Source organism: Bradyrhizobium sp. WSM4872 (assembly GCF_055811715.1).
The window spans coordinates 194302-220037 of the sequence record NZ_JBVVPT010000002.1 but is presented as its reverse complement, the minus strand read 5'-3'; the positions used below and the strand labels follow the sequence as shown (position 1 = coordinate 220037).

General features: G+C 65.8%; 20 protein-coding genes. 11 read left to right on the top strand and 9 right to left on the bottom strand.

Translation table 11 applies throughout. The features are described from left to right. Positions 1-79 precede the first annotated feature (79 nt). The 7 genes from AC0L3C_RS04140 to garD all read left to right on the top strand — a co-directional run bounded on the left by AC0L3C_RS04140 (position 80) and on the right by garD (position 10253). Positions 80-2032: an SGNH/GDSL hydrolase family protein gene (locus tag AC0L3C_RS04140; RefSeq protein ID WP_473259348.1), complete on the top strand. Its 1953-nt coding sequence runs from the start codon at positions 80-82 to the stop codon at positions 2030-2032. A gap of 270 nt (positions 2033-2302) precedes the next feature. Continuing rightward, on the top strand, positions 2303-3655 hold the full coding sequence (locus AC0L3C_RS04135) for an MFS transporter (RefSeq protein ID WP_473407259.1): 1353 nt from the start codon (positions 2303-2305) through the stop codon (positions 3653-3655). Between the two features lie 122 nt (positions 3656-3777). Beyond that, positions 3778-4683 carry a LysR family transcriptional regulator gene (locus AC0L3C_RS04130; protein ID WP_007602059.1) on the top strand — a complete coding sequence of 302 codons (906 nt, stop codon included), beginning with the start codon at positions 3778-3780 and terminating at the stop codon, positions 4681-4683. Positions 4684-4807: 124 nt separating this feature from the next. Further along, positions 4808-5752 (top strand): 5-dehydro-4-deoxyglucarate dehydratase, encoded by a 945-nt coding sequence (kdgD, locus tag AC0L3C_RS04125; protein WP_473407258.1) that lies wholly within the window; start codon positions 4808-4810, stop codon positions 5750-5752. Positions 5753-5777: 25 nt separating this feature from the next. Next, entirely contained in the window at positions 5778-7121 is a 1344-nt protein-coding gene (gene gudD / locus AC0L3C_RS04120; RefSeq protein ID WP_473407257.1) for a glucarate dehydratase, read from the top strand. 17 nt (positions 7122-7138) lie between these two features. Next, complete coding sequence (locus AC0L3C_RS04115; RefSeq protein WP_027518958.1) at positions 7139-8587, top strand: aldehyde dehydrogenase family protein; 1449 nt, start codon at positions 7139-7141, stop codon at positions 8585-8587. A gap of 124 nt (positions 8588-8711) precedes the next feature. Further along, complete coding sequence (gene garD / locus AC0L3C_RS04110; protein WP_473407256.1) at positions 8712-10253, top strand: galactarate dehydratase; 1542 nt, start codon at positions 8712-8714, stop codon at positions 10251-10253. Positions 10254-10321: 68 nt separating this feature from the next. On the opposite strand, the gene AC0L3C_RS04105 is transcribed toward garD, so the two are convergent. The 3 genes from AC0L3C_RS04105 to AC0L3C_RS04095 form a co-directional block, all read right to left on the bottom strand. Continuing rightward, entirely contained in the window at positions 10322-10678 is a 357-nt protein-coding gene (locus AC0L3C_RS04105; protein ID WP_473407255.1) for a hypothetical protein, read from the bottom strand. Positions 10679-11057: 379 nt separating this feature from the next. Next, a complete protein-coding gene (locus tag AC0L3C_RS04100; RefSeq protein WP_473259363.1) occupies positions 11058-11660 on the bottom strand; it encodes a DUF2147 domain-containing protein in 603 nt (200 codons plus the stop codon). 116 nt (positions 11661-11776) lie between these two features. Continuing rightward, positions 11777-12805 carry an NAD(P)/FAD-dependent oxidoreductase gene (locus AC0L3C_RS04095; RefSeq protein ID WP_473259365.1) on the bottom strand — a complete coding sequence of 343 codons (1029 nt, stop codon included), beginning with the start codon at positions 12803-12805 and terminating at the stop codon, positions 11777-11779. 182 nt (positions 12806-12987) lie between these two features. On the opposite strand from AC0L3C_RS04095, the gene AC0L3C_RS04090 reads away from it, so the two are divergent. After that, positions 12988-13455 carry an acyl-CoA thioesterase gene (locus tag AC0L3C_RS04090; protein ID WP_473407254.1) on the top strand — a complete coding sequence of 156 codons (468 nt, stop codon included), beginning with the start codon at positions 12988-12990 and terminating at the stop codon, positions 13453-13455. 13 nt (positions 13456-13468) lie between these two features. Here AC0L3C_RS04090 and AC0L3C_RS04085 read toward each other — a convergent pair whose 3' ends face one another. Both AC0L3C_RS04085 and AC0L3C_RS04080 read right to left on the bottom strand, forming a co-directional pair. Continuing rightward, complete coding sequence (locus AC0L3C_RS04085) at positions 13469-13789, bottom strand: 2Fe-2S iron-sulfur cluster-binding protein (protein WP_045008721.1); 321 nt, start codon at positions 13787-13789, stop codon at positions 13469-13471. Between the two features lie 165 nt (positions 13790-13954). Then, the gene (locus AC0L3C_RS04080; RefSeq protein WP_473407253.1) at positions 13955-14329 is read right to left on the bottom strand and encodes an Hpt domain-containing protein; all 375 of its coding nucleotides are present in this window, start codon (positions 14327-14329) and stop codon (positions 13955-13957) included. Between AC0L3C_RS04080 and AC0L3C_RS04075 the strand changes: the two genes are divergently transcribed. Then, positions 14328-14582, top strand: coding sequence for a hypothetical protein (locus AC0L3C_RS04075; RefSeq protein ID WP_473259372.1), 255 nt, complete (start codon positions 14328-14330; stop codon positions 14580-14582). The genes AC0L3C_RS04080 and AC0L3C_RS04075 overlap by 2 nt on opposite strands. Positions 14583-14725: 143 nt before the next feature. Then, positions 14726-20368: an apolipoprotein A-IV repeat region-like domain-containing protein gene (locus AC0L3C_RS04070; protein ID WP_473407252.1), complete on the top strand. Its 5643-nt coding sequence runs from the start codon at positions 14726-14728 to the stop codon at positions 20366-20368. A gap of 252 nt (positions 20369-20620) precedes the next feature. Here the strand turns inward: AC0L3C_RS04070 and AC0L3C_RS04065 are convergent, their stop codons facing one another. Genes AC0L3C_RS04065 through AC0L3C_RS04055 form a run of 3 tightly spaced genes read right to left on the bottom strand, consistent with a single transcriptional unit; the run spans position 20621 to position 23425 of the window. Beyond that, on the bottom strand, positions 20621-21502 hold the full coding sequence (locus tag AC0L3C_RS04065; RefSeq protein WP_473251258.1) for an MlaD family protein: 882 nt from the start codon (positions 21500-21502) through the stop codon (positions 20621-20623). A 16-nt stretch (positions 21503-21518) separates the two neighbouring features. Beyond that, on the bottom strand, positions 21519-22289 hold the full coding sequence (locus AC0L3C_RS04060; RefSeq protein WP_473259378.1) for an ABC transporter ATP-binding protein: 771 nt from the start codon (positions 22287-22289) through the stop codon (positions 21519-21521). 2 nt (positions 22290-22291) lie between these two features. Then, positions 22292-23425: an MlaE family ABC transporter permease gene (locus AC0L3C_RS04055; RefSeq protein ID WP_473407251.1), complete on the bottom strand. Its 1134-nt coding sequence runs from the start codon at positions 23423-23425 to the stop codon at positions 22292-22294. Between the two features lie 143 nt (positions 23426-23568). Here AC0L3C_RS04055 and dgcA point away from each other — a divergent pair, with 143 nt between their 5' ends. Then, positions 23569-24564 carry an N-acetyl-D-Glu racemase DgcA gene (dgcA, locus tag AC0L3C_RS04050; RefSeq protein ID WP_473407250.1) on the top strand — a complete coding sequence of 332 codons (996 nt, stop codon included), beginning with the start codon at positions 23569-23571 and terminating at the stop codon, positions 24562-24564. Here dgcA and AC0L3C_RS04045 read toward each other — a convergent pair. Continuing rightward, entirely contained in the window at positions 24534-25730 is a 1197-nt protein-coding gene (locus AC0L3C_RS04045) for an MFS transporter (RefSeq protein WP_473407249.1), read from the bottom strand. The genes dgcA and AC0L3C_RS04045 overlap by 31 nt on opposite strands. Positions 25731-25736 lie beyond the last annotated feature (6 nt).

Below are 25736 nucleotides of genomic sequence, written 5' to 3'. Positions count from 1 at the left end.
CAAAACCGTCAGACCAACGTTGCAGGCGGAGAGCAGCTCTCTTATTTCCGCCTCAACTTTGCCGTTGAAGACGCGGGCCATGATCCCTGTATTCCTTCGCCGTTTCCTAGCCGGTGCCCTGCTGCTCGCCGGGCTCCTCACCGCATTGCCGCCGGAGCGGGCGGCCGCGCAGGACGCGGGCGCCATGCAGATCAGCTGGGAGGTGCGCAACCGCTTCCGGCTGTTCCGTGAGGAGCGCGACTTCCTGCTGCATGTCGAGAACGCGCGGAACCGCAGCATCCTCGCCGCCGAGCAATCGCTGGAGCTCCAGAGCGAGGGCCGCGGCTGGGCCCGCAACATGGTCAACCGGCTCTGCATCGACCTCCAGGGCCGGGTCAACCAGCCCTGCACCCGCGACAACACGAAGGAAAACTACCTCACCCCCCTCGATCATCCCGTCACCGTGCGCCTGGCCGGGGCGGTGCCGGTCGGCGCCACCTGCGCCTGGTCGTTCGACGACGGCGACGGGCCGCAACAATCCACCTTCGACTGCGCCGAACCGGTCAATCTGCGGGTCCGCTACGGCAAGCAGACGGTTGCGAGCGTCGACGTCTCCTCCGGCTCCGATCCGACCCAGCGGGTCCAGACCGAGATCGAGGTCCGCGACATCTTCGTCGCTGGCCTCGGTGACAGCATCGCCTCCGGCGAAGGCAATCCGGACCGGCCGCTGGCGCTGTCGGACGAAGGTTTTTGCTTCCGCTCCTATCTGGGCACCGCCGGCGCGCAGTATTACCGGCCGAGCCGCGCCGGCTTCAAGGGCGGCCGCGCCTGCGAAGCGCCCGATACGCTTGCCAACTGGCAGCGCTACAGCGCGCTGTGGTTCAACTCGCCCTGCCACCGCTCGCTCTACAGCTACCAGGCCCGGACCGCGCTGGCGCTTGCGGTGCGCTACACCCACGTCGCGGTGACCTTTCTGCCGCTCGCCTGCACCGGCGCCAGCATCAGCGACGGGCTGCTCGGCTCGCAGCGCGCCCGCGAATGCCCGCCCGGCAAGACCGGCGTCTGCAACATCAGCGTGAACGCGCAGGTCGCCGAGCTGCGCGAGGCGCTGACCGCCGCCAAGAAGCGCCAGCCCGAGCGCACGCTCGACCTCGTGCTGCTCTCGGTCGGCGCCAACGACGTCTATTTCTCCGGCCTCGTCGCCGACGTGATCGTCGAGACCGCAACCGAGCGCGCGATATTCCGCCGCTCCGGCGTGATGGCGAGCGTCGATGATTCCCGCGATGCGCTGGCGCGCGAGCTGCCGCAGAATTTCGTCAAGCTGCGCGAGGCGCTGAAGCCGCTGGTCGGCGGCGACCTCTCGCATGTGGTCTACGTCTCCTACGCCAACCCGGCGCTCGCCGATGGCGGCGTGCCCTGCCGCGGCGGCCGCGCCGGCTTCGACATTCATCCGTCCTTCAACGCCGATCCGCAGCGCCTCGCCCGAGTCTCGACCTTCGTCGACACCGAATTCCTGCCGCAACTAAAGGGGCTCGCCACCTGCACTCGCGGCGCGCTGTGCCGCGATCCCGAAGCCGACCGCATGACCTTCGTGGATTCGCATCAGGCGGCGTTCGCCGATCACGGCTTCTGCGCCCATTCGGGCAACGATCCCGAATTCGACCGCACCTGCTTTGCCGAGAACGGCCAGAGCTTCAATCCCGACATCGTGAGCGCGGCGAGCCAGCCGATGCTGTGCGGCCGCGGTGCCTCCGAATTCCGCGCCTATTTGCCGCGCGCACGCTGGATCCGCGACGCCAATGACAGCTATTTCGCGGCGATGACCTATCCGCAAGGCCTGCCGGCAGCGAGCCAGCCGACCGACATCCACGACGCGACCTGGGGCGTGCTCTCCGCCGTCTATGGCGGCGCCGTGCATCCGAGCGCCGAAGGCCACGCCGCGATGGCGGATGCGGCGCTGCCGGCCGCAAGCGCCGTGCTGGGGCTGGATGCGGCACCGCCGGGGGTGACACGCGGGCTGCTCGCACCGCTGCTGCCGGGCGCGCAACAGTAAAGCTAGAACGAGCTCTCACCACACCGTCATTGCGAGCGCAGCGAAGCAATCCAGAGTCCTTCCGCGGTGGGATTCTGGATTGCTTCGCTGCGCTCGCGATGACGGGATTGGGCTCACGTCTCGGCACTCTCTCACGATCGTTCCCCCCACCTGCCGTTCCATCAATCCAAAAGCGGCATCGATCGATACTGCCTTGAACTTGGACACCTTGCCGCGCGCACCTCTAGGAGTCGCGGTGGGGAAACGTTTCGAGTTCTAAGGAGGCGCGTCATGAGCGCAGTGATGTCCGCAGCGGACGTGAGAAGGTCTCGCGTCAGGCTGTTCATCGTGACCATGTTGTTCCTGGTCACGACCGTCAATTATGCCGACCGTGCCACGTTGTCGATCGCGGGTCCCGCGCTCTCCAAGGAGCTGCACCTCGATCCCGTGGCGATGGGCTACATCTTCTCGGCGTTCGGATGGTCCTACGTGATCGCGCAGGTGCCGGGCGGCTGGCTGCTCGACCGCTACGGCTCCCGCCTCGTCTATGCCTTCAGCATCATCGTCTGGTCGCTGTTCACGACGCTGCAGGGCTGGGTCGGATTCTTCAGCGCCGGCACCGCGATCACCGTGCTGTTCGGCCTGCGCTTCCTCGTCGGTATCGCCGAAGCGCCGTCTTTCCCCGCCAACGCACGCATCGTCGCGGCCTGGTTTCCGAGCAGCGAGCGCGGCACCGCGTCCGCGTTCTTCAATTCCGGGCAGTATTTCGCCACCGTGATCTTCGCGCCGCTGATGGGCTGGATCGCGCATGATTACGGCTGGCGCTACGTGTTCTTCGTGATGGGCGCGCTCGGAATCATCATGGGCCTGGTCTGGATCAAGACCGTCTACGGGCCGAAAGAGCACCCCGGCATCAACGAGGCTGAATTCGACTACATCAAGCACGGCGGCGCGCTGGTCGATCTCGACGCGCCCAAAGACGATCTGAAGCAAGAGCGCGCGCCCGAGGCCGGCTCCGGATGGGACCACATCCGCCAGCTGCTTTCCAACCGCATGATGCTCGGCGTCTATCTCGGCCAGTACTGCATCAACACGCTGACCTATTTCTTCCTGACCTGGTTCCCGGTCTACCTCGTCAAGGAGCGTGGCCTGTCGATCCTGCAAGCCGGCTTCGTCGCGACGCTGCCGGCGCTGTGCGGCTTCATCGGCGGCGTGCTCGGCGGCGTCATTTCCGACGCGATCCTGCGCAAGACCGGCTCGTTGACGATGGCGCGCAAGATCCCGATCGTCGGCGGCATGCTGCTGTCGATGTCGATCATCGCCTGCAACTATGTCGACGGCCAGGCACTGGTGGTCGGCTTCATGGCGCTCGCCTTCTTCGGCAAGGGCATCGGCGCGCTCGGCTGGGCTGTCGTCTCCGACACGTCGCCGAAGGAAGCCGGCGGCGTCTCGGGCGGCCTGTTCAACACCTTCGGCAATCTGTCCTCGATCAGCACCCCGATCGTGATCGGCTACATCCTGGCCGCGACCGGCTCTTTCAACGGTGCGCTGATATTCGTCGGCGCCAATGCGCTGGTGGCCGCATTCGCCTATCTCGTGGTCGTCGGCAAGATCGAGCGCGTGGTGCTCAAACGTTCCTCCTGAGGGCTCCCGTGGGAGCTTGACCAGGCAACTTAACGGCGGCTTCACGGCCGCCGTCTTTGTTTTGGGAGTAATCGATGCTAGAAGCGCCGGGGAAACGCCTTATCCATCTAAGGCATGTATCGATGTTCGACCTCAACCAGCTCCGCTGTTTCGTCACCGTGGCGGAGGAATTGCATTTCGGCCGCGCGGCCGCGCGGCTGAACATGACCCAGCCGCCGCTGTCCCGGCAGATCCAGGTGCTCGAGCACATCATCGATGCGCCGCTGCTGGAGCGTACCAGCCGCTCGGTACGCCTGACGCCCGCCGGGCGCAGCTTCCTGCCGGAAGCGCGGCGCATCCTGAAGCTTGCGGAAAGCGCCTCGCAGGTTGCCCGCCGTATCGCGCTCGGCAAGTCCGGCTCGCTGAAGATCGGCTTCACCGCGGCCGCCGCCTACGGCTTCCTCCCCGAGCTCGTCGCCGCCTGCCGCGCCAAGCTGCCCGAGGTGGACTTCTCACTGAAGGAGATGGTGTCGGGCGACCAGTTCGAGGCGCTGACATCGGGCCAGATCGATGCCGGCCTGCTCAGGCCGCCGATCGCGCGCCCCGAAATCGCCAGCCGCCGCGTCGTCGCCGAGCCCCTGCTCGCCGCGATCCCGAAAAAGCATCCGCTGGCGAATGCCGAGAGCGTCACGATCAAGGATTTCGACAACCAGCCCTTCGTGATGTATTCGCCCTATGAGAGCCGCTACTTTCACGACGTGCTGGTGGCGCTGTTCACCCGCGCCGACATCCTGCCGCGCTATGTCCAGCACCTGAGCCAGATCCACTCGATCCTCGCCATGGTGCGCGCCGGCCTCGGCCTCGCCATCGTGCCGGCGGCGGCAGCGAGCCTGAAGATCGCGGATGTCCGCCTGCGGCCGCTGAAGCTGCGCACCCGCGTTCCGGTCGAGCTGTTCATGGTCTGGCGCCGCGACGACGAGAATCCGCTGCTGTCGGCGCTCGTCAAAATCGCGAGCGAATTGTCATCGGCGGAGGTGATGGAAGATTGATGCTGATTTCGCATCGGTCGATATAGGCTTTGGCTTGGACCCGCATCGAACGGTCTCCTAAACCACGGCGCATGGACGCGCAACCTCTGCGTCCTCCACAACACGAGACCAGGGAGCAGCGCCCATGAGCAAGATGACCCCGCAGGAAATGGCCCAGAAGATCGGATCCGGCCTCCTGTCTTTCCCCGTCACCCCGTTCAAGGCGGATTACTCATTCGACGAGGCGACCTACCGCGCCAATATGGATTGGCTCTGCGGCTATGACGTCGCCGGCCTGTTCGCCGCCGGCGGCACCGGCGAGTTCTTCTCGCTGACGGCAGCCGAGGTTCCGCAGATTGTCAAGATCGCCGTGGACGAGACCAAGGGCCGCGTGCCCGTGCTCGCCGGCACCGGCTACGGCACCGCCACCGCGCGCGAGATCGCGATCGGCGCTGAGAAGGCCGGCGCCGACGGCCTGCTTCTGCTGCCGCCCTATCTCACCCATGCCGAGCAGGAGGGCCTTGCCGCCCACGTGGAAGCGATCTGCGCCTCTGTGAAGATCGGCGTCATCGTCTACAACCGCGACAACGCCATCCTCCAGCCCGATACGCTCGCCCGCCTCGCCGAACGCTGCCCCAACCTCGTCGGCTACAAGGACGGCATCGGCGACATCGAGCTGATGACCCGCGTCTACACCAAGCTCGGCGACCGCCTGACCTATATCGGCGGCCTGCCGACGGCGGAGACCTTCGCGCTGCCCTATCTCGACATGGGCGTGACCACCTACTCCTCGGCCGTGTTCAACTTCGTTCCGGAATTCGCCACCAACTTCTACGCCGCCGTTCGCAAGCGCGACCACGCGACGATCCACGCCGGGCTAAAGGACTTCATCCTGCCGCTGATCGCGATCCGCAACCGCAAGAAGGGCTATGCGGTCTCGATCATCAAGGCCGGCATGAAGGTGATCGGCCGCGACTCCGGCCCGGTCCGCCCGCCGCTGACCGATCTCACCGAGCAGGAGATCGCGGAAGTCACGGCGCTGGTGAAGAATCTGCCCGCCATCCGATCGTCACAACAGGCTGCAGAATAACGGACGACACAGGGAGGAGCCCGCGATGGCCAAGAGCGAGATCACTGGCGCACCGGTCGTCACCGCGATGCAGGTGATCCCGGTCGCAGGCCGTGACAGCATGCTCCTCAATCTGAGCGGCGCGCATGCGCCGTTCTTCACTCGCAACATCGTCATCCTCACCGACAATGCCGGTCACACCGGCGTCGGCGAGGTTCCCGGCGGGCAGAAGATCTGGCAGACGCTGCAGGACGCCCGTGATCTCGTGATCGGCAAGACCGTCGGCGCGATGAACAACATCCTTGCCGATGTCAGGACCGCCTTCGCCGATCGCGATGCCGGCGGCCGCGGCAAGCAGACTTTCGATCTCCGCGTCATGATCCACGCCGTCACGGCCGTGGAGTCGGCGCTGCTCGATTTGCTCGGTCAACATCTCAACCTGCCGGTCGCAGCTCTGCTCGGCGAGGGTCAGCAGCGCAACAGCGTCGAGACACTGGGCTATCTCTTCTTCGTCGGCGACATCAGCAAAAGCAAGCTCGACTATGTCGGCGGCGAGAGCGGCAAGCCCGAATGGTTCAACCTCCGCCATCAGCAGGCGATGACGCCGGAAACCGTGGTGCGGCTTGCGGAAGCTACCCACGACCACTACGGCTTCGCCGATTTCAAGCTCAAGGGCGGCGTGTTGCGCGGCGAGCAGGAGATCGAGGCCGTCACCGCGATCGCCAAGCGCTTTCCGAATGCGCGGGTGACCCTGGATCCGAACGGCGCATGGTCGCTCGACGAGGCTGTCAGCCTCTGCAAGGACATGCACGGCATTCTCGCCTATGCCGAGGACCCCTGCGGGGCCGAAGGCGGCTTCTCCGGCCGCGAGATCATGGCCGAGTTCCGCCGTGCAACGGGCCTGCCGACCGCGACCAACATGATCGCGACCGATTGGCGGCAATTGTCCCATGCGCTGCGCCTCGGCGCGGTGGACATTCCGCTGGCCGATCCCCATTTCTGGACCATGCAAGGCTCGGTGCGCGTGGCCCAGACTTGCCGCGACAACGGCTTGACCTGGGGTTCGCACTCCAACAACCATTTCGACATCTCGCTCGCCATGTTCACCCATGTCGGCGCCGCCGCCCCCGGCAAGGTCACCGCGATCGACACGCACTGGATCTGGCAGGACGGCCAGGCCCTGACGAAGGAGCCGCTCCAGATCAAGGCCGGCAAGATCGCCGTGCCGGATAGGCCGGGCCTGGGTATCGAAATCGACAGGGCCGCCATCGATGCCGCGCATGACCTCTACAAGCTGCATGGACTCGGCGCCCGCGATGACGCTATTGCCATGCAGGACCTGATCCCCGGCTGGACCTTCGACGACAAGCGTCCCTGCCTGGTTCGTTAAAAACTCTGGAGGAAGCTATGACTGCGATCCTGAAGAACTTCATCGGCGGCGAATGGGTCGACGGCTCCGGCGTCACCAAGAACATCAATCCCTCCAACACCAATGATCTCGTCGGCGAATACGCCAAGGCCGACAAGGCGCAGACCGAAAAGGCGATCGCAGCGGCCAAGGCCGCTTTTCCCGCCTGGGCGCAGTCGACGCCGCAGGCGCGCTACGACGCGCTGAACAAGATTTCGCTCGAGATCATCGCCCGCAAGGAAGAGCTTGGCCGCCTGCTCGCCCGCGAGGAAGGCAAGACCCTCCCCGAAGGCATCGGCGAGGTCGCGCGCGCAGGCCAGATCTTTGCGTTCTTCGCCGGCGAGGCGCTGCGCATGATCGGCGAAAAGGGCGCCTCGGTGCGTCCCGGCATCGACGTCGAGCTCACCCGTGAGCCGATGGGCGTCGTCGGCATGATCACGCCCTGGAATTTCCCGATCGCGATCCCCGCCTGGAAGATCGCGCCGGCACTCTGCTATGGCAACACCGTGGTGTTCAAGCCTGCCGAGCTGGTGCCGGGCTCGGCGCATGCGCTGTCCGAGATCATCACCCGTTCCGGCATTCCCGCCGGCGTGTTCAACCTCGTGGTCGGCTCGGGCTCCGTTGTCGGCCAGACCCTGATCGAGCATCCCGACGTCGCCGCGATCACCTTCACCGGTTCGGTGCAAACGGGGCGCAAGATCGCGCAGGCCTGCGTGACCTCGAGCAACATGAAGAAATTCCAGCTCGAGATGGGCGGCAAGAACCCGCTGGTGGTGCTCGACGACGCCGATCTCAAGACCGCGGTCGAAGTCGCCGTCAACGGCGCCTATTTCTCCACCGGCCAGCGCTGCACCGCGTCCTCGCGCCTGATCGTCACTGAAGGCATCCATGACCGCTTCGTTGCGGCGGTGACCGAGCGCCTGAAAGGCCTCACGGTGGACGACGCGCTCAAGGCCGGCGTGCATATCGGCCCGGTGGTCGACCAGAGCCAGCTCGACCAGGACCTGCGCTATATCAAGATCGGCCAGGACGAGGGTGCCAAGCTCGCCTGGGGCGGCGAGTTGCTCAAGCGCGAAACGCCCGGCCACTACCTCCAGCCCGCGCTGTTCACCGAGGCCAACAACAACATGCGCATTTCGCGCGAGGAGGTCTTCGGCCCCGTCGCCGCCGTCATTCGCGCCAAGAACTACGAGGAGGCGCTCGCGATCTCCAACGACACCGAATTCGGCCTTGCCTCCGGCATCTGCACCAGCAGCCTGAAATACGCCTCGCACTACAAGCGCAACAGCGAGTCCGGCATGGTGATGGTCAATCTGCCGACCGCCGGCGTCGATTATCACGTGCCGTTCGGTGGCCGGAAGGGTTCGAGCTACGGTGCCCGCGAGCAGGGCTCCTATGCCCGCGAGTTCTACACGACGGTGAAGACCGCCTATACATTTCCCGGCTAACCACGGGCAAGACATCGTAGGGTGGGCAAAGCGAAGCGTGCCCATCGCCTTACGTTCTGTGTGAAGATTGTGGGCACGGCGCCTTGCGCCTTTGCCCACCCTACGGCTTCGGAGGCAAGCGCAGATGGATCAATCAGTCGCAGCGAAAGAGCAGCCCCGCTACATCAAGCTCAACGATCGCGACAACGTCGCGATCGTGGTCAATGATTTCGGGCTTCCTGCCGGCTCCCGCTTCGCCAGCGGGCTGACGCTGCGCGCCTTCGTGCCGCAGGGACACAAGACGGCGCTGGTCGACATCCCGCAGGACGCCCCGATCGTCCGCTACGGCGAAGTGATCGGCCATGCGCTGGCGCCGATCCTGGCCGGCGAATGGGTGGACGAAGCGCGCATCCGCATGCCGGAGGCCCCTGCCCTCGACAAGCTGGAAATCTCCACCGCCGTTCCCGCGCCGCTGCCGCCGCTGGAAGGTTTCACGTTCGAAGGCTTTCGCAATTCCGACGGCTCGGTCGGCACCAAGAACATCCTCGGCATCTCCTCCTCGGTGCAATGCGTCAAGGGAACGATGGAATATGCTGTGAAGCGCATCCGCGCCGAGCTGCTGCCGAAATACCCGAATGTCGACGACGTCGTGCCGCTGACGCATGCCTATGGCTGTGGCGTCGCCATCAACGCGCCTGATGCCGTGATTCCGATCCGCACGCTGAAAAACATCGCGCAGAACCCGAATTTCGGGGGCGAGATCCTGGTCATCAGCCTCGGCTGTGAAAAGTTGGCGCCCGAGCGTCTGGTGCCGGAAGGCGTCAGCGATGCCATCGTCCGGATGCAGGACGAAGCCTTCGACGGTTTTGGCGCGATCGTCGACGCCATCATGACCCAGGCCGAAGCCCGCCTGAAGATCCTCAACGAGCGCACTCGTGAGACCTGCCCGGCCGCCGATCTCGTCATCGGCCTGCAATGCGGTGGCAGCGACGCCTTCTCCGGCGTCACCGCGAATCCCGTGGTCGGCTTCGCCGCCGACCTTCTGGTGCGCGCCGGCGCCACGGTGATGTTCTCGGAAGTCACCGAGGTGCGCGACGCGATCCAGCTGCTCACTCGACGCGCCATCAACGAGGACGTCGGCCGCGCTTTGGTCCGCGAGATGGCCTGGTACGATTCCTATCTCGCCCGCGGCGGCGCGGACCGCAGCGCCAACACCACGCCCGGCAACAAGAAGGGCGGCTTGGCGAACATCGTCGAGAAATCGCTCGGCTCGATCGTCAAGTCCGGATCGTCCGCGATCACCGGCGTGCTCTCGCCCGGCGAGAAGGCGACGCAGAAGGGCATGCTGTTTGCGGCGACGCCGGCATCCGACTTCATCTGCGGCACGCTCCAGCTCGCCTCCGGCATGACGCTGCAGGTGTTCACCACCGGCCGCGGCACGCCCTACGGCCTTGCGGCTGCGCCCGTGATCAAGGTCGCGACCCGCAGCGAACTCGCGCGACGTTGGAAGGACCTGATCGATTTCGATGCCGGGGGCATCGCAACCGGCGAGAAGACCATCGAGGAAACCGGCTGGGACCTGTTCCGCCTGATCCTCGACGTCGCCAGCGGCCGCACACAACCCTGGTCGGATCGCTGGGGCATCCACAACGATTTGACGCTGTTCAATCCGGCGCCGGTGACCTGAGCGCCGCGCGGATGCATTGGTGCGAGTCCCGTTTCGACGCTGCGCATCACCCGGGATGACGCTTCAATCTACGTCATGCTGCCCGGCATGAAGCAGCGCACGCGGGGATGGCCGTCGATATAGTGCTTCCACACCATGGTGCGGCCGATCTTGTTCGGCTCGGTGATGACGGCGCCGTCGGGAACGACCACCCATTCGCCGTCGAGATGCACGCGATAGCGGCCCCTGTCGGATTCCCAGTCGACATCGGCGACCACGTAGCCGTCGGCATCCGAGCAGCATTGGCCGTATTCGCTGTGCAGGCTCTCGAACCAGGGTTTTAACGGCGAGTTGGCGTAGCGCCCGTCGTCACGCGCCATCGTCGGGGCGGTCAGCAGCACCGTCAGGACCAGCAGCATGGCGGCACGGGATATTGCACGTCTCATGTCGTCTCCGCGGATCGAGGTGATCGCCGCGGGGCGATAGTTGCCGTTCGCCTTTCGCGACTCGGCGAAGGCGTCAGGGACGGCGACTCATTCCCCCAGCAGCTTTGCGGATAGCTATGCAAATCCGGCGCCACCGCGCATTCCGGGGAACTACTGGCGCGCGTCCGGCAGGCGTTCGTCTTTCGACGGGTATGACCGCTACTCGCGCCGGCATCTCCGCTGTCGTCGCCGGTCGTATGCGCGATTGCGCACGGGCGCCACGGACGCCGCGCAAGAACGCGGAGAGGCTGGCGGCGTACTGAAGTCCCCGCCTTGGCGGGCAATGACGGCGGTGTGTGGAGCTACGGAAGTTCGGGCGCCATAGCGCGCGACGTAGACCCTACTGCTTTGGTGCCGGCGCCATCATCGCGCCGCCTTTCTTCGCCGCGGGCACGGGCACGGGCTTGGTCGCGGCGGTTGCTTGCGCCGGGAGATATTTCGCGACGATGGCGGGATCGACCTGCGCGATATTGGCGTCGGGAAGACGCGTCCAGGTCTCGTCCTTGCCGAACAGGGAAATGCCGAGGAAACCGCGCATCGTCAGGGTCTGCCCATCCGGGCTGACCGTCATCTTGGCCTTCCAGATGTTGCCGTCGCGCGGATTGACCACGTTGCCGCCGTCATACTTCAAGCCGTCGCGCTTCATGTCGCGGATGAAGGAGAGCCCGAGCACCGGCGCGTTCTTGCGATCGTCCGTGCATTTCGCGCAGATCTCGTTCGGGTCGTCACCGGGCCGCGGGAAGGTTTTTGCGATGACGCCTTCGAAGATGCCGTTGTGGTCGATGAAGAGAAACCAACCCACCGTCTTGCCGTCTTCGACCTTCTGCCAGAGGCCCGCGGCGGTCGGCTGCTGCACTTGCGCCACAACCGGGCTCACCGCACCGAGCGACATCGCGAGCGCGAGGAGCGAGAACAGCCGAAAGCTGGAAAAGAGAGTCCGCATTATCATCACCTTGCTGAGCCAATCGCCTTGCTAAGCCGCCAACTGCAATGGCCGCAGACTACGGCGATTTCGCGAACTGTTCCAGCACCAGAAACATGGGGCATCGCCCGCCGCCGTCAGTTGACGCCGAGCTTCTTTTGCAGGCTGGAGGACGAGGTCGTGTACTGGAACACGAGCCGCTTCTCCGGATAGACGTAGCGATGGGCTTTTTGCGACATCAGCGCGCCCTCGTGGAAACCGCACAGGATCAGCTTGATCTTGCCGGGATAGGTGTTGATGTCGCCGATCGCGAAGATGCCTGGCACGTTGGTCTCGAACGCGGATGTCTCGACCGGCACCAGATTGTTCTCCAGCGCGATGCCCCAGTTCGCGACCGGACCGAGCTTCATGGTCAGGCCGAAGAACGGCAGCATGGTGTCGCAGGTAATTTCGCTCACACTGTTGTCGTTGCCCTTGACGGTGGCGCCGCTCAGCTTGCCCTCGTTGCCTGACAGCGCGGTGACCTGGCCGAGCCGCAGATCCATCTTGCCGGCAGCGACCAGCGCGCGCATCTGCTCGACGCTGTGGGGGGCGGCGCGAAAATCGTCGCGACGATGCAAGAGCGTGATGCGCTTGGCGATCGGATGCAGATTGAGCGTCCAGTCGAGCGCGGAATCGCCGCCGCCCACGATCAGCACGTTCCTGTCGCGGAACGTCTCCATCTTGCGCACGGCGTAGTGCACCGAGCTTCCTTCATAGGCTTCGATCCCCGGCACCGGTGGCCGCTTGGGCTGGAACGAGCCGCCGCCGGCAGCGATCACCAGCACCTTGCATTCGAACACCTTCCCGGCGTCCGTGGTGCAGCGAAACAGCGGATCGCCGATCTTCTCGACGGTCTCGATCATCTCGCCGAGATGGAAGGTCGGATGGAACGGCTTGATCTGCTCCATCAGCGCGTCGGTGAGGCCCTGCCCCGAAACCTGCGGAATGCCGGGAATGTCGTAGATCGGCTTTTCCGGATAGAGCTCTGCGCACTGGCCGCCGACCTTGTCGAGGATGTCGACGAAATGCGTCTTCATGTCGAGAAGGCCCAACTCGAAGGCGGCGAACAGACCGCAGGGGCCGGCGCCAATAATCAGCACATCGGTTTTGATCGCGTCGCTCATGTCGTCTCTTTATCGGTCGATATCGGTGGGACGGCGCCCTGTGGGCCGAGGTGACCCTGCCTGTCTAGCCAACGGGGATGGATCAGGGAAGGCATAAAAGCGGGAGCGCCCCGCAGCCGGCCCCACTTGCCGGGTCAGGATAACTGGGCTGTAACGAGCAACGCTATGACGGAGATCAATCGGTGAACGCACCAAGCCGCCTCGATACGACGCCGCGCCTGGAGGACTACCCTTTTCGCCTCAGCGACAATGTCCGCTTCGGCGATCTCGACCCCAACCAGCACGTCAACAACGCGGTCTACGCAACTTATTTCGAGACCGGCCGTGTCACGCTGATGAAGCTTCCGGAATACGGCCTGACGCCGCCGGGACTTGCCTGGATCATGGTGCGGCTCGACATCCATTTTCGTGCGGAGCTGCACTGGCCGAACACGATCGAGCTCGGTCTCGGCGTCGTGAAGCTGGGACGAACGTCGGTGACGTTCGAGCAGGTGGTGTTTTCGGAAGGGAAGTGCATTGCATCGGCGACATCGGTCGCCGTGATGATCGACGAAGCGTCGCGCCGGCCAATGCCGCTGATCGCGGAAGTGCTCGAGAAGCTCAGGCCCTGGCACAAGCGCGGCATCGAGGTCGCGCCGCCGAGCACATGAATAGCTAACAGGGTTAGGCCTGGCGTTCCGGTGTCGCCACCACGAGGCCGTCGAGCTCGTCGGAGACCTTGATCTGGCAGGACAGGCGCGAGTTCGGGCGCACGTCGAAGCCGAAGTCGAGCATGTCCTCTTCCATCGGCGTCGGGCTGCCGACCTTCTCACGCCATGCTTCGTCGACATAGACATGGCAGGTGGCGCAGGCGCAGGCGCCGCCGCATTCGGCCTCGATGCCGGGAATGCTGTTGCGGATGGCGGCTTCCATCACAGTCGCGCCGTTCTCGACGTCCACCGTACGGGTTTCGCCCTTGTGATCGACAAAGTGAATTTTGGCCATGTGTGCTCGTGCTGCCGCGATCTAGGGAATGAAGGAGGGTCCGGGCTGTCCTATAACGGGTCGGTCAGCCCGGCGCCATAGCGTTTTGATAAGTCGTGAATACCGTTTCGCGGGAAGAAAACCCGTCAAAACAAAAGACTAGAGCACGGTTCTGGCCCTGTCGGCCTAAGGGTTCAGGATCGCCTCGATCGCGGCGCGCGCCTCGGTCACCGCCTCTTTTAGCGCGGCGAAGGCATGAGGCCGGCCCTGGCCGGTCTGGATCGCGGTCTCCAGGCTGGCGGCGGCATCCGCCACCGCAAAAGCGCCGATCCCGCGCGCCGAGCCCTTGAGCTTGTGGGCGAGTGCGCCGGCCTCGGACGGGAGCGCGGCCATCGCCGCGATCAGGCGCACCGCCTGCTCGGCAAACATCGCCAGCACTTCCTGTTCCAGCTCGGAATCACCGAGCGTCATGCGGGAGAGATGATCGAGGTCGAGCGGGCTGTCGATGGGTGCAAGCGGGGGCGAGCGCATCCAGTCCATCCGTTGCAGTTCAGGAGTCATGGCGCAGGCCCCGGCATCGCGCGATGTCCGCCGGTCCGGCGGTCAAGTTCCCTCCACCCAAGCACGGAAATGGTTAATGAAATGTTCCAGCCGTTTTGCGCAAATCTGCCTGTTTATTGACGAAAAGTTGCCGCAATCCGGCGAGTCCGGTGGAGAATTGCATTTATTGCTAAGGCCTTACGGCGCGATCCTGTTAACGATGATTAAGAATGTCTTAATCGCGGGCATTTCATTCGCGACGCTCTGCCAATAGGATGTTGGAGAAATTGGCGGACAAGCCGTCCGGGTGGGGATGGCTCGGAGATCCGCGCAAGCGGCATGATCCGGACTGTGGGCTTGCGTAGCGCGCAGAGCTCGCGGGGGGACGCGTACAAGTAACGAGGGCTCGGACTGAACATGGCAAACACTCCGAAAAAGGTCAAAGACCCCACAGAAGATGCGCTTTCTGCAATCCAGGAAGCCCTGAACATTAGCGACACGGCGGCGGACACCAGCCGCAACGCCTCGATGCGCAGCGAAACGCCGCCTCCGGTCGCCCCACCGGCTCCCCCGATGTTCGACGAACCGAGCTTCGATCCGCGTCCTGCCGCGAACGAACGCGCGATGTTCGACCAGGTCGAGGAGCCGCGCTCCTCGCGCCGCGCCGCCAATGACGACCGTGCGACCATCGGCCAGCTGTTGCAGACGTTGCAGACGGGACGCCCGACCCGCAACATCTACACCGGCGCGACAATCTTCACCGTCGTCTGGCTGGCGGCTTGCGCCGCGCTGACGGTCGGCTTCCTGCCTTCGATCCAGGCGGCGATGGGCCAGAGCGGCGGCGTGTTGGCCATTGCCGGCCTCGTCACGATGTTCTTCGCGCCGATCATGCTGTTCTTCTTCCTGGCGAGCCTCGTCTGGCGCGGCCAGCAAATGAGCTCGGTCGCGCAGGCTATGGCCCAGGTTGCCATCCGCTTCTCCGAGCCGGAAGGCTCGGCCTCCGATTCGATGGTGACCGTCGGCCAGGCCATCCGCCGCGAGGTTGCGGCGATGGGCGACGGCATCGAGCGCGCCATCGCGCGCGCCGGCGAGCTCGAGACGCTGGTCGCCAACGAGGTCGCGGCGCTCGAACGCGCCTATTCCGACAACGAAGTGCGCATCCGCGCCCTGCTCCAGGACATCGCACATCAGCGCGACAATCTGGTCGGCCAGGCCGAGCAGGTCCGCAGCGCCATCTCCGGCGTGCAGATCGATTTGCGCCACGACATCGCGCTGATCTCGGACGCGATCGCCTCGCGCGTCGACGAGGTCGCAAAGTCCATCACCGGCGCGCTCGAAGAGCGCGGCGCCCACATCACCGGTGCGCTCAGCAACGCCGGCGACAACATGATCCTCGCGCTCGGCGAGCGCGGAGGCGACCTGCTCGACCGGCTCGAGGAGGCCAGCAACGAGACCACGCGCGCCGTGCTCGACGCCAGCGAGCGGTTGACCACCAGCCTCAATTTCAAGACCGGCCACGTTCACGACGAGTTCGTCGACCTCGCCGACCGCGTCCACGAAATGCTGAACGAGCGCATCGACCGCATCACCGGCGAGTTCGAGCAGCGCTCCGCCGCGATCGTCGACGGCATCTCCGAGCGTACCGAGCAGGTGCACGACAGCCTGAAGAATTCGTCGGACTCGCTGCTGCTAGAGCTCGAGCTGCGCTCCAACGACCTCTCCGCCAAGATTGACGACGCCGGCAACCGCCTCGCCGGCCACATCATGACCTCCGGCGACAAGGCGAGCGAAGCACTCGACGCCACCGTCAATACGCTGGTCGCCAAGGTCGTCAGCCAGACCGAGACCGCGCACGACTCGCTGTCGCTCCAGATGAGCGCCTTCGACGAGCTGGTGAAGAACCAGGGCACCGAGTTGGTCGAGAAATTCGCCCGCGACTCCGGCACGCTGGGCGCGCTGATCACCCGCCACATCTCCGAATTCGACCGCACCGTGAAGACCTTCGGCGGCGAGATCGTCGATCGGATGGGCCAGCGTACCCAGGACATCCATGAATCGCTGAAGACCTATGTCGACAATTTCGACACCCGCTTCACCTCCAACGGCGGCGCGATCACGGCTGTGCTCGACCAGCGCCTGGTGCAGTTCGAGACCACGATCGGCGAACGCGTCAGCAACCTCGACGCCTCGCTGAACGGCAAGATCTCCAGCCTCGACTCCACGATCGACGGTCATATCAAGACCTTCGACGAGCAGCTCGTCGGCCGCGTCGCCGCGCTCGAAGAATCGTTCGATACCCGTGCGAAGTCGGTCACCGAGACCATCGACGGACGGCTCAACACGCTCGCCTCGTCGCTGACCGACGGTGCGGCGCAGGCGATCCAGTCGATCGACTCCCGCCTCACCCACCTCACTTCGTCGCTGACCGATGGCGCGTCGCAGACCATCCAGTCGATCGACACGCGCCTCACGCATCTGACGACCACCCTCACCGGCGGCGCTTCGCAGGCGCTCGAATCCATCGACACGCGCCTCACCTACCTGACCACCGCGGTGACGAACGGCGCCTCGCAGGCCGTGCAGTCGATCGACACCCGCCTCACCCTCCTGACCTCGACGCTCACGGACGGCACCGCGCAGGCAATCGAGGCGGTCGACCGCCGCATCACCGGCGTCACCGAGATCATCGACGGCCGCAGCATGCACCTGACCGACACGGTCACGGCGCGCTTCCAGGACATTCAGCAGGCCATCGAGACCAAGGTCGGCTCGGTCGCCAGCGACATCGACGTGCGCGTGGCGCAGTTCGAGGACCTGCTCGGCTCGCGTGTCGAGGCCGTCGCCGGCCGCATCGAAAGCAGCGGACGCCAGGCCAGCGAGGACATGATGTCCCGCGCCGAGATGATCTCGACCGCGATCCGCTCGCATGTCGAAGACGCCGAGCGCTCGCTCACCAATCTCGTGGTCAACACCAGCGAGACCATCCAGACCGGTGCGCGCACCGCGCAGCAGTCGCTGATGACGGTCTCCTCCGACGTCAACGCCCAGCTGAAGATGACCTCCGCCGAGGTCGAGCGCGCGCTGACCGCAGTCGGCACCGGTGCCGCGAACTCGATCCTGACCAGCGCCCGCGAAGCGCAGTCGACGCTGGTCGCAGCATCTGGCGATGCCTCCAACCAGATCAAGGGGCTCGCGGCCGACGTCGAACGCACGCTGTCGTCGGCAGGCTCGGCGACCGCCGCCTCGATCCTGGCCGGTGCGCGCGAGGTGCAGACCACGCTCGTCACGGCGTCCTCGGACGCGGCCAACCACGTCAAGACCCTCACCGCCGACGTGCAGCGCTCGCTGTCGATGGCCGGCTCCGCCACGGCGGAATCGATCACCGCCGGCGCCCGCGATGCGCAGAGCGCGCTGATCGCGGCCTCGAGCGAGACCGCCAACCAGATCAAGGCGCTGTCCTCGGACGTGCAGCGCTCGCTCTCGATGGCCGGCACCGCGACGGCCGAGACCATCATGACCGGCGCCCGCGAAGCCCAGAGCACGCTCGTCAACGCGTCCTCGGATGCGGCGAGCCAGGTGAAGTCCCTCGCCGCCGAAGTGCATCGGTCGCTCTCGCAGGTCGGCCAGTCGACCGCCGAGACGATCACGACCAGCGCCCGCGACGCCCAAAGCACCCTGCTGGCGGTGTCCGCCGAACAGACCGGCCAGGTTCGTTCGCTGGCGGCCGAGATGCAGCGCGCGCTGGCGACCGCCGGCGGCGCCACCATCGAAGCACTCACCAGCGGCGTACGCGAGGCCCAGGGCACGCTGATCTCCGCCTCGACGGACGCAGCAGGCCAGATCAAGTCGCTGACCACGGACATCGAGCGCACGCTGACCTCGGTCGGCGCCGACACCGCCTCGACCATCCTCAACAGCGCGCGTGAGGCGCAGACCTCGCTGGTCTCGACCTCGGCGGATGCCGCAAGCCAGATCCGCACGATCTCGAGCGAGATCGAGCGTACGCTGAGCACGGCCACCGCGAACGCGACCAGCGACATCCAGACCAGCGCGCTCAACGCCCAGAACGCGTTGATCAACGCCTCCAACGAGGCAAGCTCGCGGGTCAAGTCGAGTTCGGCGGACGTCGAGCGCTCGGTGCTCGCCGCCAGCAGCAGCTTCGGCCAGGCCATGACCGGCAAGACCGACGAGATCGTCACCTACGTGCAGCAGCAGTCCGACCGTCTCGCCAACATGATCGACGCCAAGCGCGGCTCGCTCGTGGACGCGATCGGCTCGAAAACCAGCCAGCTCACGCTCGACATCGACCGCGTCACCTCCGATGCGCTGAAGTCGATCGAGACGCGCGGACATGCGTTCTCGCAGACCATGATGGGCAACGGCTCCGAGGTGGCGCGAACCATCAACTCGGCGAGCGAGATGGCGACGGGTGCCGTCAACAAATCGCTCAAGGACCTCGAGCAGGCCTCGCGCGCGGCGATCGACCAGTCGCGCCAGGTCTCGATCGCGGCCGTCACCGAGATGCAGGAGACCAGCAAGATCCTGCGCACCGACACGGTCGCCCTGTTCGAGCGTCTGCGCGAAGGCAACATCCTGCTCCAGGAGGTGCTGACCGGTGCGCACGACAACCTCAACTCGCTCGAGCGTGCGCTGGTGACGCGTGTGGCCGACTTCGTCTCGGCCATGAACGACGTCACCTCGCGCAACGGCGCTGCGACGCAGAACCTGGAAGACCAGCTCAACGTCTTCAACAGCAAGACCACGCGGGCGCTCCAGGATCTCGGCGAGCTCTCGACCCAGTTCGACGCGCACGGCAAGGCACTCGTCGAGGCCGCGCAGGTCGTCGAGCAGAGCAACAAGAACACCACCGCCTCGCTCGCCGAACGCAAGGAGGCGCTGGAATCGCTCGTCACCACGATCGACCTGCGCACCGCCGATCTCGACCAGCGCCTGTCTCGCTTCACCGGCCTGCTCGATGAATCGCTGGCGGCCGCCGAAGAGCGCGCCCGCGACATCGCCCGCGTCGTCGCGGAGACCGCCGGCGCCGGTTCCGCGGCGATCACCCGGCAGTTCGAGGCGGTGCGGTCGGCCTCCGAAGAGGAGCACCGGCAGACCGTCGAGGCCATGCACGACATCTACCGCCAGACCACCGACGAGGCGGATGCGATGTTCAAGCAGTCGACGGAGAAGTTCACCAACCTCGTCTCCAGCATGAAGCAGATGGCGTTCGAGATGCACAACGAGCTCGAAGCCACCCGCAACGAGCTGCGCCGCGGCGTGCTCGAGATGCCGCAGGAGGCCGCCGAGAGCACTGCGCAGATGCGCAAGGTGATCGTCGACCAGATCGAGGCGCTCGCCGAGCTCAACCGTATCGTGGCCCAGCACGGCCGTGGCCTCGACGTCTCCACGACGGGCCGCGCCAGCGTGCAGCGCCAGGAAGAGCCGATGCTGGCGGCCGTCGGCGCGCGCAGCACCGACACGCGCATGCGCGAGAGCGCCAGCGCCTCGACGCTGCCGCCGCCGGACCTCGGCATGCCGGCCTCCTCGCGCCGCACCGAAGCGCCGCCGGTCGCACCGGCCGGCAACGACCAGGGCCGCGACGGCTGGCTGTCCGACCTCTTGAGCCGCACGGACGCCAACCAGGGTGCGCCCACCGGACGTGAGCCCCAGCGCGGCCGCCAGGCTGCACCGGCGCCGCAGCCGCAGGCTCCTCAAGGTGGCGGCAATCCGCTGGAATCCTTGTCGCTCGACATTGGCCGGCTGATGGACCGCAACCTCGCGTCCGAGATGTGGGACCGCTACCAGCGCGGCGAGAACAAGGCCTTCACCAAGCGCCTCTACACGCCCGCCGGCCAGAAGGCCTTCGACGAGGTCGCCCGCAAGTATCGCTCCGACCGCAACTTCAAGGCCACGGTCGACCGCTATGTCGCCGAGTTCGAACGCTTGCTCGACGAGGTCGCCCGCGACGGCCGCGGCCCGCAGGAGCTGCGCAACCACCTGACCTCGGAAACGGGCCTGGTGTACACGCTGCTCGCGCACGCGGCGGGCCGGCTGGGGTGAGCGGCCAGCTCGCAAATGACGAATAAGGAAACGGAGGCCTCGCGGCCTCCGTTTTTGTTTTGGGTGTCATTAGGAACGAAGCGATCGACAAACACTCGATGTCGTCCTGGCGAAAGCCAGGACCCATACCGCGAAGTCTGTCGATTGCCGCCGGTGGAAGTACCGAGCGACTGCTCTTCGCCAAACTCCTCCTTGGGGTAATGGGTCCTGGCTTTCGCCAGGACGACGCCGGAGAAGCACGAGGCGATCCCCCTACTGCCGCCGGCGCTCCGGCGCGGCGGGTTTCGGCGGCTCTGGCGGCGGTGGCGGCGCGGCCGCCGGTGCGCTGTTGCTGGCGCCGAACAGAACGCGGGTGGGGTTGCGGTCGAAATTGTTGACGGCACGGCTGATGTCGCCGAGCGTGCGGCGGCCGTCGGTCATCAATGCGCCGGAGCGCTTGTCGAAATCGTCGGCCAGTTCGCGGATCGACTTCACCGCCTGGAACAGCTCGCCGCCGTCCTTGCCGCCGGCGAGCGTGTTGAGGCCGAGCATGAGGCTATCAGCCTTGAGCATCACGCCGTCGACCTTGGCCATCACGCCGTCGATCTTCTCGGAGTTGCGGGCGAGCGAGTTGGTGAAGGTCTCGAGATTCTTCAGCGAGTTCTTCACCGACTCCTGATTGTCGGCGACGATCTTGTTGATGTTCTGGAGCGTGCCGCGGATCGCCTCGGTGACGTCCTGGAGCTTGTTGGGATCCGCCGTCAGCGTCGGAATGCCGTCCTCGTCGAGCGGCGGCGACGGTGCGGCCTCCTCGCCGCCCTTGAGCGAGATCGCGGCGACGCCGGTCAGGCCCTGGAATTCGAGGCCGACCAGGGTGTCCTTGCGGATCGGGGCGTTGTTCTCGACCATGGCGAGTGCGACAACCCGCCGCGGGTTGTCGAGCTTCACCGAGACCACCTCACCTACCCGGATACCGTTGAAATTGACGCTGCCGCCATTGCGCAGGCCCGCGGCCGGGCCCTCGAACACGACGCGCAGGGGGCTGCGCTGCTTGGTGGTGTGCAACGACTGAAACCACAGCACGAAGCCGATCGCGGCGGCGATCACCGCCAGCGTGAACGACCCGATCAGCACGTAATTTGCGCGCGTTTCCATCAGCTACTCCGGCACCTCAGCCCATCACCGCGCGAGCGCGCTTGCCATGGAAATATTGCCTCAGCCACGGATGCTGCGAGGCCTGCATGTCGGCGATCGACCCTGCCGCAATGATCTTACCGTTGCCTAAAACGGCGATGCGGTCACATGCTGTGTAAAGGCTATCGAGGTCGTGGGTTACCATGAAAACGGTCAGCCCCAAAGTACGCTGCAGCGTCCTGACCAGCTCGTCGAAGTCGCCGGCGCCGATCGGATCCAGGCCCGAGGTCGGCTCGTCCAGAAAGACGAGATCGGGGTCGAGCGACAGCGCGCGCGCCAGCGCCACGCGCTTGATCATGCCGCCCGACAGTTCCGAGGGAAAGCGATCGGCCACTTCGGGCTTGAGACCCACCATGGTGAGCTTGGCGATGGTGATCTCGTCCATCAGCCGCTGCGACACCCGCAGATATTCGCGCATCGGGAACTGGATGTTCTGGCGCACCGTGAGCGAGGAGAACAGCGCGCCCTGCTGAAACAGCACTCCCCAGCGCCGCTCCACGTTGCGACGCTGCAACGTGTTGGAGGCATCGAGGTCGACGCCGAACACCTCGATGCTGCCTGCGACCTTCGGCACCAGGCCGATGATGGTGCGCGTCAGCACGGACTTGCCCGCGCCGGAAGGGCCGACGAAGCCCAAAATCTCGCCGCGCTTGACGTCGAGGTCGAGCCCGTCGAGCACGCGCGTCGCGCCGAACTGCACGGTGATGTCGCGGACGCGGATGATGGGGTTCTGGATCTCGCCCACCATCGTCACATCCCGATCGCGGCGAAGAAGATGGCGAACACGCCGTCCATGACGATGACGAAAAAAATGCCTTTCACGACAGACGACGTCGTGTGCTGCCCGAGCGATTCCGCGCTGCCCTGCACCGCGAGCCCCTCGACGCAGGCGACGATGCCGATCACCGCGGCCATGACAGGTGCCTTGACGATGCCAACGATGAAATGGTCGATCGAGATGGCGTCGCGCAGCCGCAGCAGGAAAGCCTCGGGCTGCACGCCCCCATAGAGCCAGGCGACGAGGCCGCCGCCATAGAGCGCGGCCATCGCGCCGAGGAAGGCCAGGATCGGCAGCGCCAGCACCAGCGCGAGCATGCGCGGCAGCACCAGCACCTCGATCGGGTCGAACCCCATGGTGCGCAGCGCGTCGATCTCCTCGCGCATCTTCATCGAGCCAAGTTCGGCGGTGTAGGCGCTGCCCGAGCGGCCCGCAACCATGATCGCGACCAGCAGCACGCCGATCTCGCGCAGCACCAGCACGCCGAGCATGTCGACGACGAACAGGTCGGCGCCGAACCTGCGGAAGTGAAAGATGCCTTGCTGGGCGATGATGCAGCCAATCAGGAAGGTGATCAGCACGACGATCGGCACCGCGCGCCAGCAGACCTGCTCGAGATGATGCACGGTCGAGGTCAGACGGAACGAGCGCGGATGAATCAGGGTGCGCGCGACCGCCGCGAGCACCGCGCCGAGCATGTCGATCAGGCCTGCAACCGTGCCGGCAACACCGGCCACGGCCCGGCCGATCTGCTCCAGCATGCCGGTGATGGTGATCGTGCTGGTGTCGATGACGGGCGTCGCCCTGACCCGTCGCACCTCGTCCACCAGGCTCGAATAATTGGCGGAAAGGCCGGCGATCTGCGCCTCGACGGCGCCCTGCGTCAGGCTGCGACGCAGCCGCTCGATCAGCCAGGCGCCGAAGGTGTCGAGCTTGGAGACCTCGGACACGTCGATGAAGATGCTTTGCGGGCCGCCGGCGAGCTTCTCGGCGTCAGCCACCATCCGCTCCAGGACCGGCGCGAAGCTCGCGGTCCAGGTTCCGGTGGCGCAGAGTGCCAGCGCATTGCCCTTCGCAATCCGTTCCAGCTTCGGATCGCCGCTCAAGATGACCGCTCCCGTGCCGAGGCGCGAGAAACGGATGAAATCAGATGGTTGCGCACGCGCCCTTACCCGGAGAAGGTATCCCCAACTGGTTAACCTTAGTTGCCACAGGTAACCAGCAGGTTCAGATTTCGCCAGAGTTCAAAATGACTTCCAGCAAAGTTCCTGTCCTCGCTGCGCGAATCGAGCGCTTTCCCATCGTGGGCAGTTTCACCATCAGCCGGGGCGCCAAGACCGAGGCCGTGACCGTTGTGGCCGAGGTCAGCCGGGACGGCCTGACTGGCCGCGGCGAATGCGTGCCCTATCCCCGCTATGGCGAGACGCCCGAGGCGACCCTTGCCGCCATCCAGGCCATGCGGGAGGCCGTGGCCGGCGGCCTCACCCGCCAGGCCCTGCAAGCCGCCATGCCGCCCGGGGCGGCCCGCAATGCCCTGGATTGCGCCCTGATCGATCTGGAAGCCAAGGCGGCGGGCTTGCGGGCCTGGAGCCTGCTCGACCGCCCGTCGCCGGGCGAGCGCACCACGGCCTACACCATCTCGCTGGGCACGCCCGAGGCCATGGCGGCGGCGACCGCCAAAGCGGCGCACCGGCCGCTGCTCAAGATCAAGCTCGGCGGCGACGGCGATCCGGAGCGGATCACGGCGGTGCGCGAGGCGGCGCCCGAATCCGAACTGATCGTGGATGCCAACGAGGCCTGGACCGAGGCCAATCTGGCGCACAATCTTGCGGCCTGCGAGGCCGTCGGCGTCACCCTGGTCGAGCAGCCGCTGCCGGCCGGAAAGGACGACGCGCTGGCGCGGATCAAGCGGCCACTGGTGGTCTGCGCCGACGAAAGCGTGCACGACCGCTCTTCGCTGGCGTCGCTCCGCGAGCGCTACGACGCCGTGAACATCAAGCTCGACAAGACCGGCGGCCTCACCGAGGCGCTGGCGATGGCCGATGCTGCGCAGGCGCTCGGCTTCGAGATCATGATCGGCTGCATGGTCGCAACCTCGCTGTCGATGGCGCCGGCGATGCTGGTGACGCCGCAGGCGCGCTTCGTCGATCTCGACGGCCCCTTGCTGCTGGCGCGCGACCGCGATCACGGGCTTCGCTATGACGACAGCCTGGTCTATCCGCCGGATTCTTCGCTCTGGGGCTGAGCTTTCAGCCGGTGCCGCGCCGACCAGATCACGAGCGCACCGGCCGCGGCCATCGCGGCCATGACGTAATACAGACCGTCGCCGATGCGGGCGTAGATCGCACCTGACACGATCGAGGTGGTCGCACCCAGCAACCCGTTGCATGCGGCGTAATAGCCCTGCCCCCGCGCGATCTGATGCGACGGCACGCGCTGCACCAGCAGACTCATCGTGCCGAGGATCGTCATCCCGAACGTCAGGCCGTGGCCGAGTTGCACGATCGCCAGCAGCGCGACCGGCGGATCGTACGCGGTGACGATCCAGCGAACGACTGCACTCGCGCCCCCGATCGCCATGAGCGAGGACGGGTGCAGCGAGAAGCGCGGCGACAGCGCAAACACGACGATCTCGGCGATCACGCCCAATGTCCAGAGGCCCGCGATCGTCAGCCCGCCGAGGCCCTGGGTCTGCCAGTTGATGGCCGAGAACGTATAATACGCGACGTGACTGCCCTGGATCAGCGCGGCCGAAACGATGACGGCCCAGAAGCCGGCATCGCGCAGCAGCGCCTTGCCGGCGTACGTCACTGTTGTCCTTCGCCTGACATCGTCGAGGGGCTGCAGCAGCATGCCGGCGGCGACCGCAACAACAGCCCAGGCGACGATGACCCAGATCAGATCGCGCGCTGCGATGTGGTCCACGAGATAGCCGCAGGCGAGCGAGCCGGCTGCGAAGGCTGCCGAGCCCCACAGCCGCACCGGCCCGTAATTGAGCCCGTAGCGGGCGACGCCACGCAGCGCATAGGCGTCGGTCAGCGGCATGGTCGGCGTCCACATCACGCAGGTCAGCGCATAGATCAGGAACAGCGCCAGCGGCTGCTGCTGCAAGCCGACCGCCGTAAATCCGATCGCCGTCGCCAGCACGGACACCATCATGCCGGCGCGAATGGCATGTCGCTTTTCGGCAAACGCGGTGACCTGCGGCAGCGTGGTGAAGCGCGTGATCGCCGGCAGCGCGTTGATGAGGCCGATCCAGGCCGCGTCAATGCCGATCGCCTTCAGCCAGACCGGAAAGAACGGCAGATGCGTACCCGAGACCGCGAACACGGCCGAGTAGAACAGCGCGAGGCTCACGGCGAATCGCCGCTTCCGAGCTGCTGCGATGGGGATTTGTGATTCGGGCGCCATCAAACC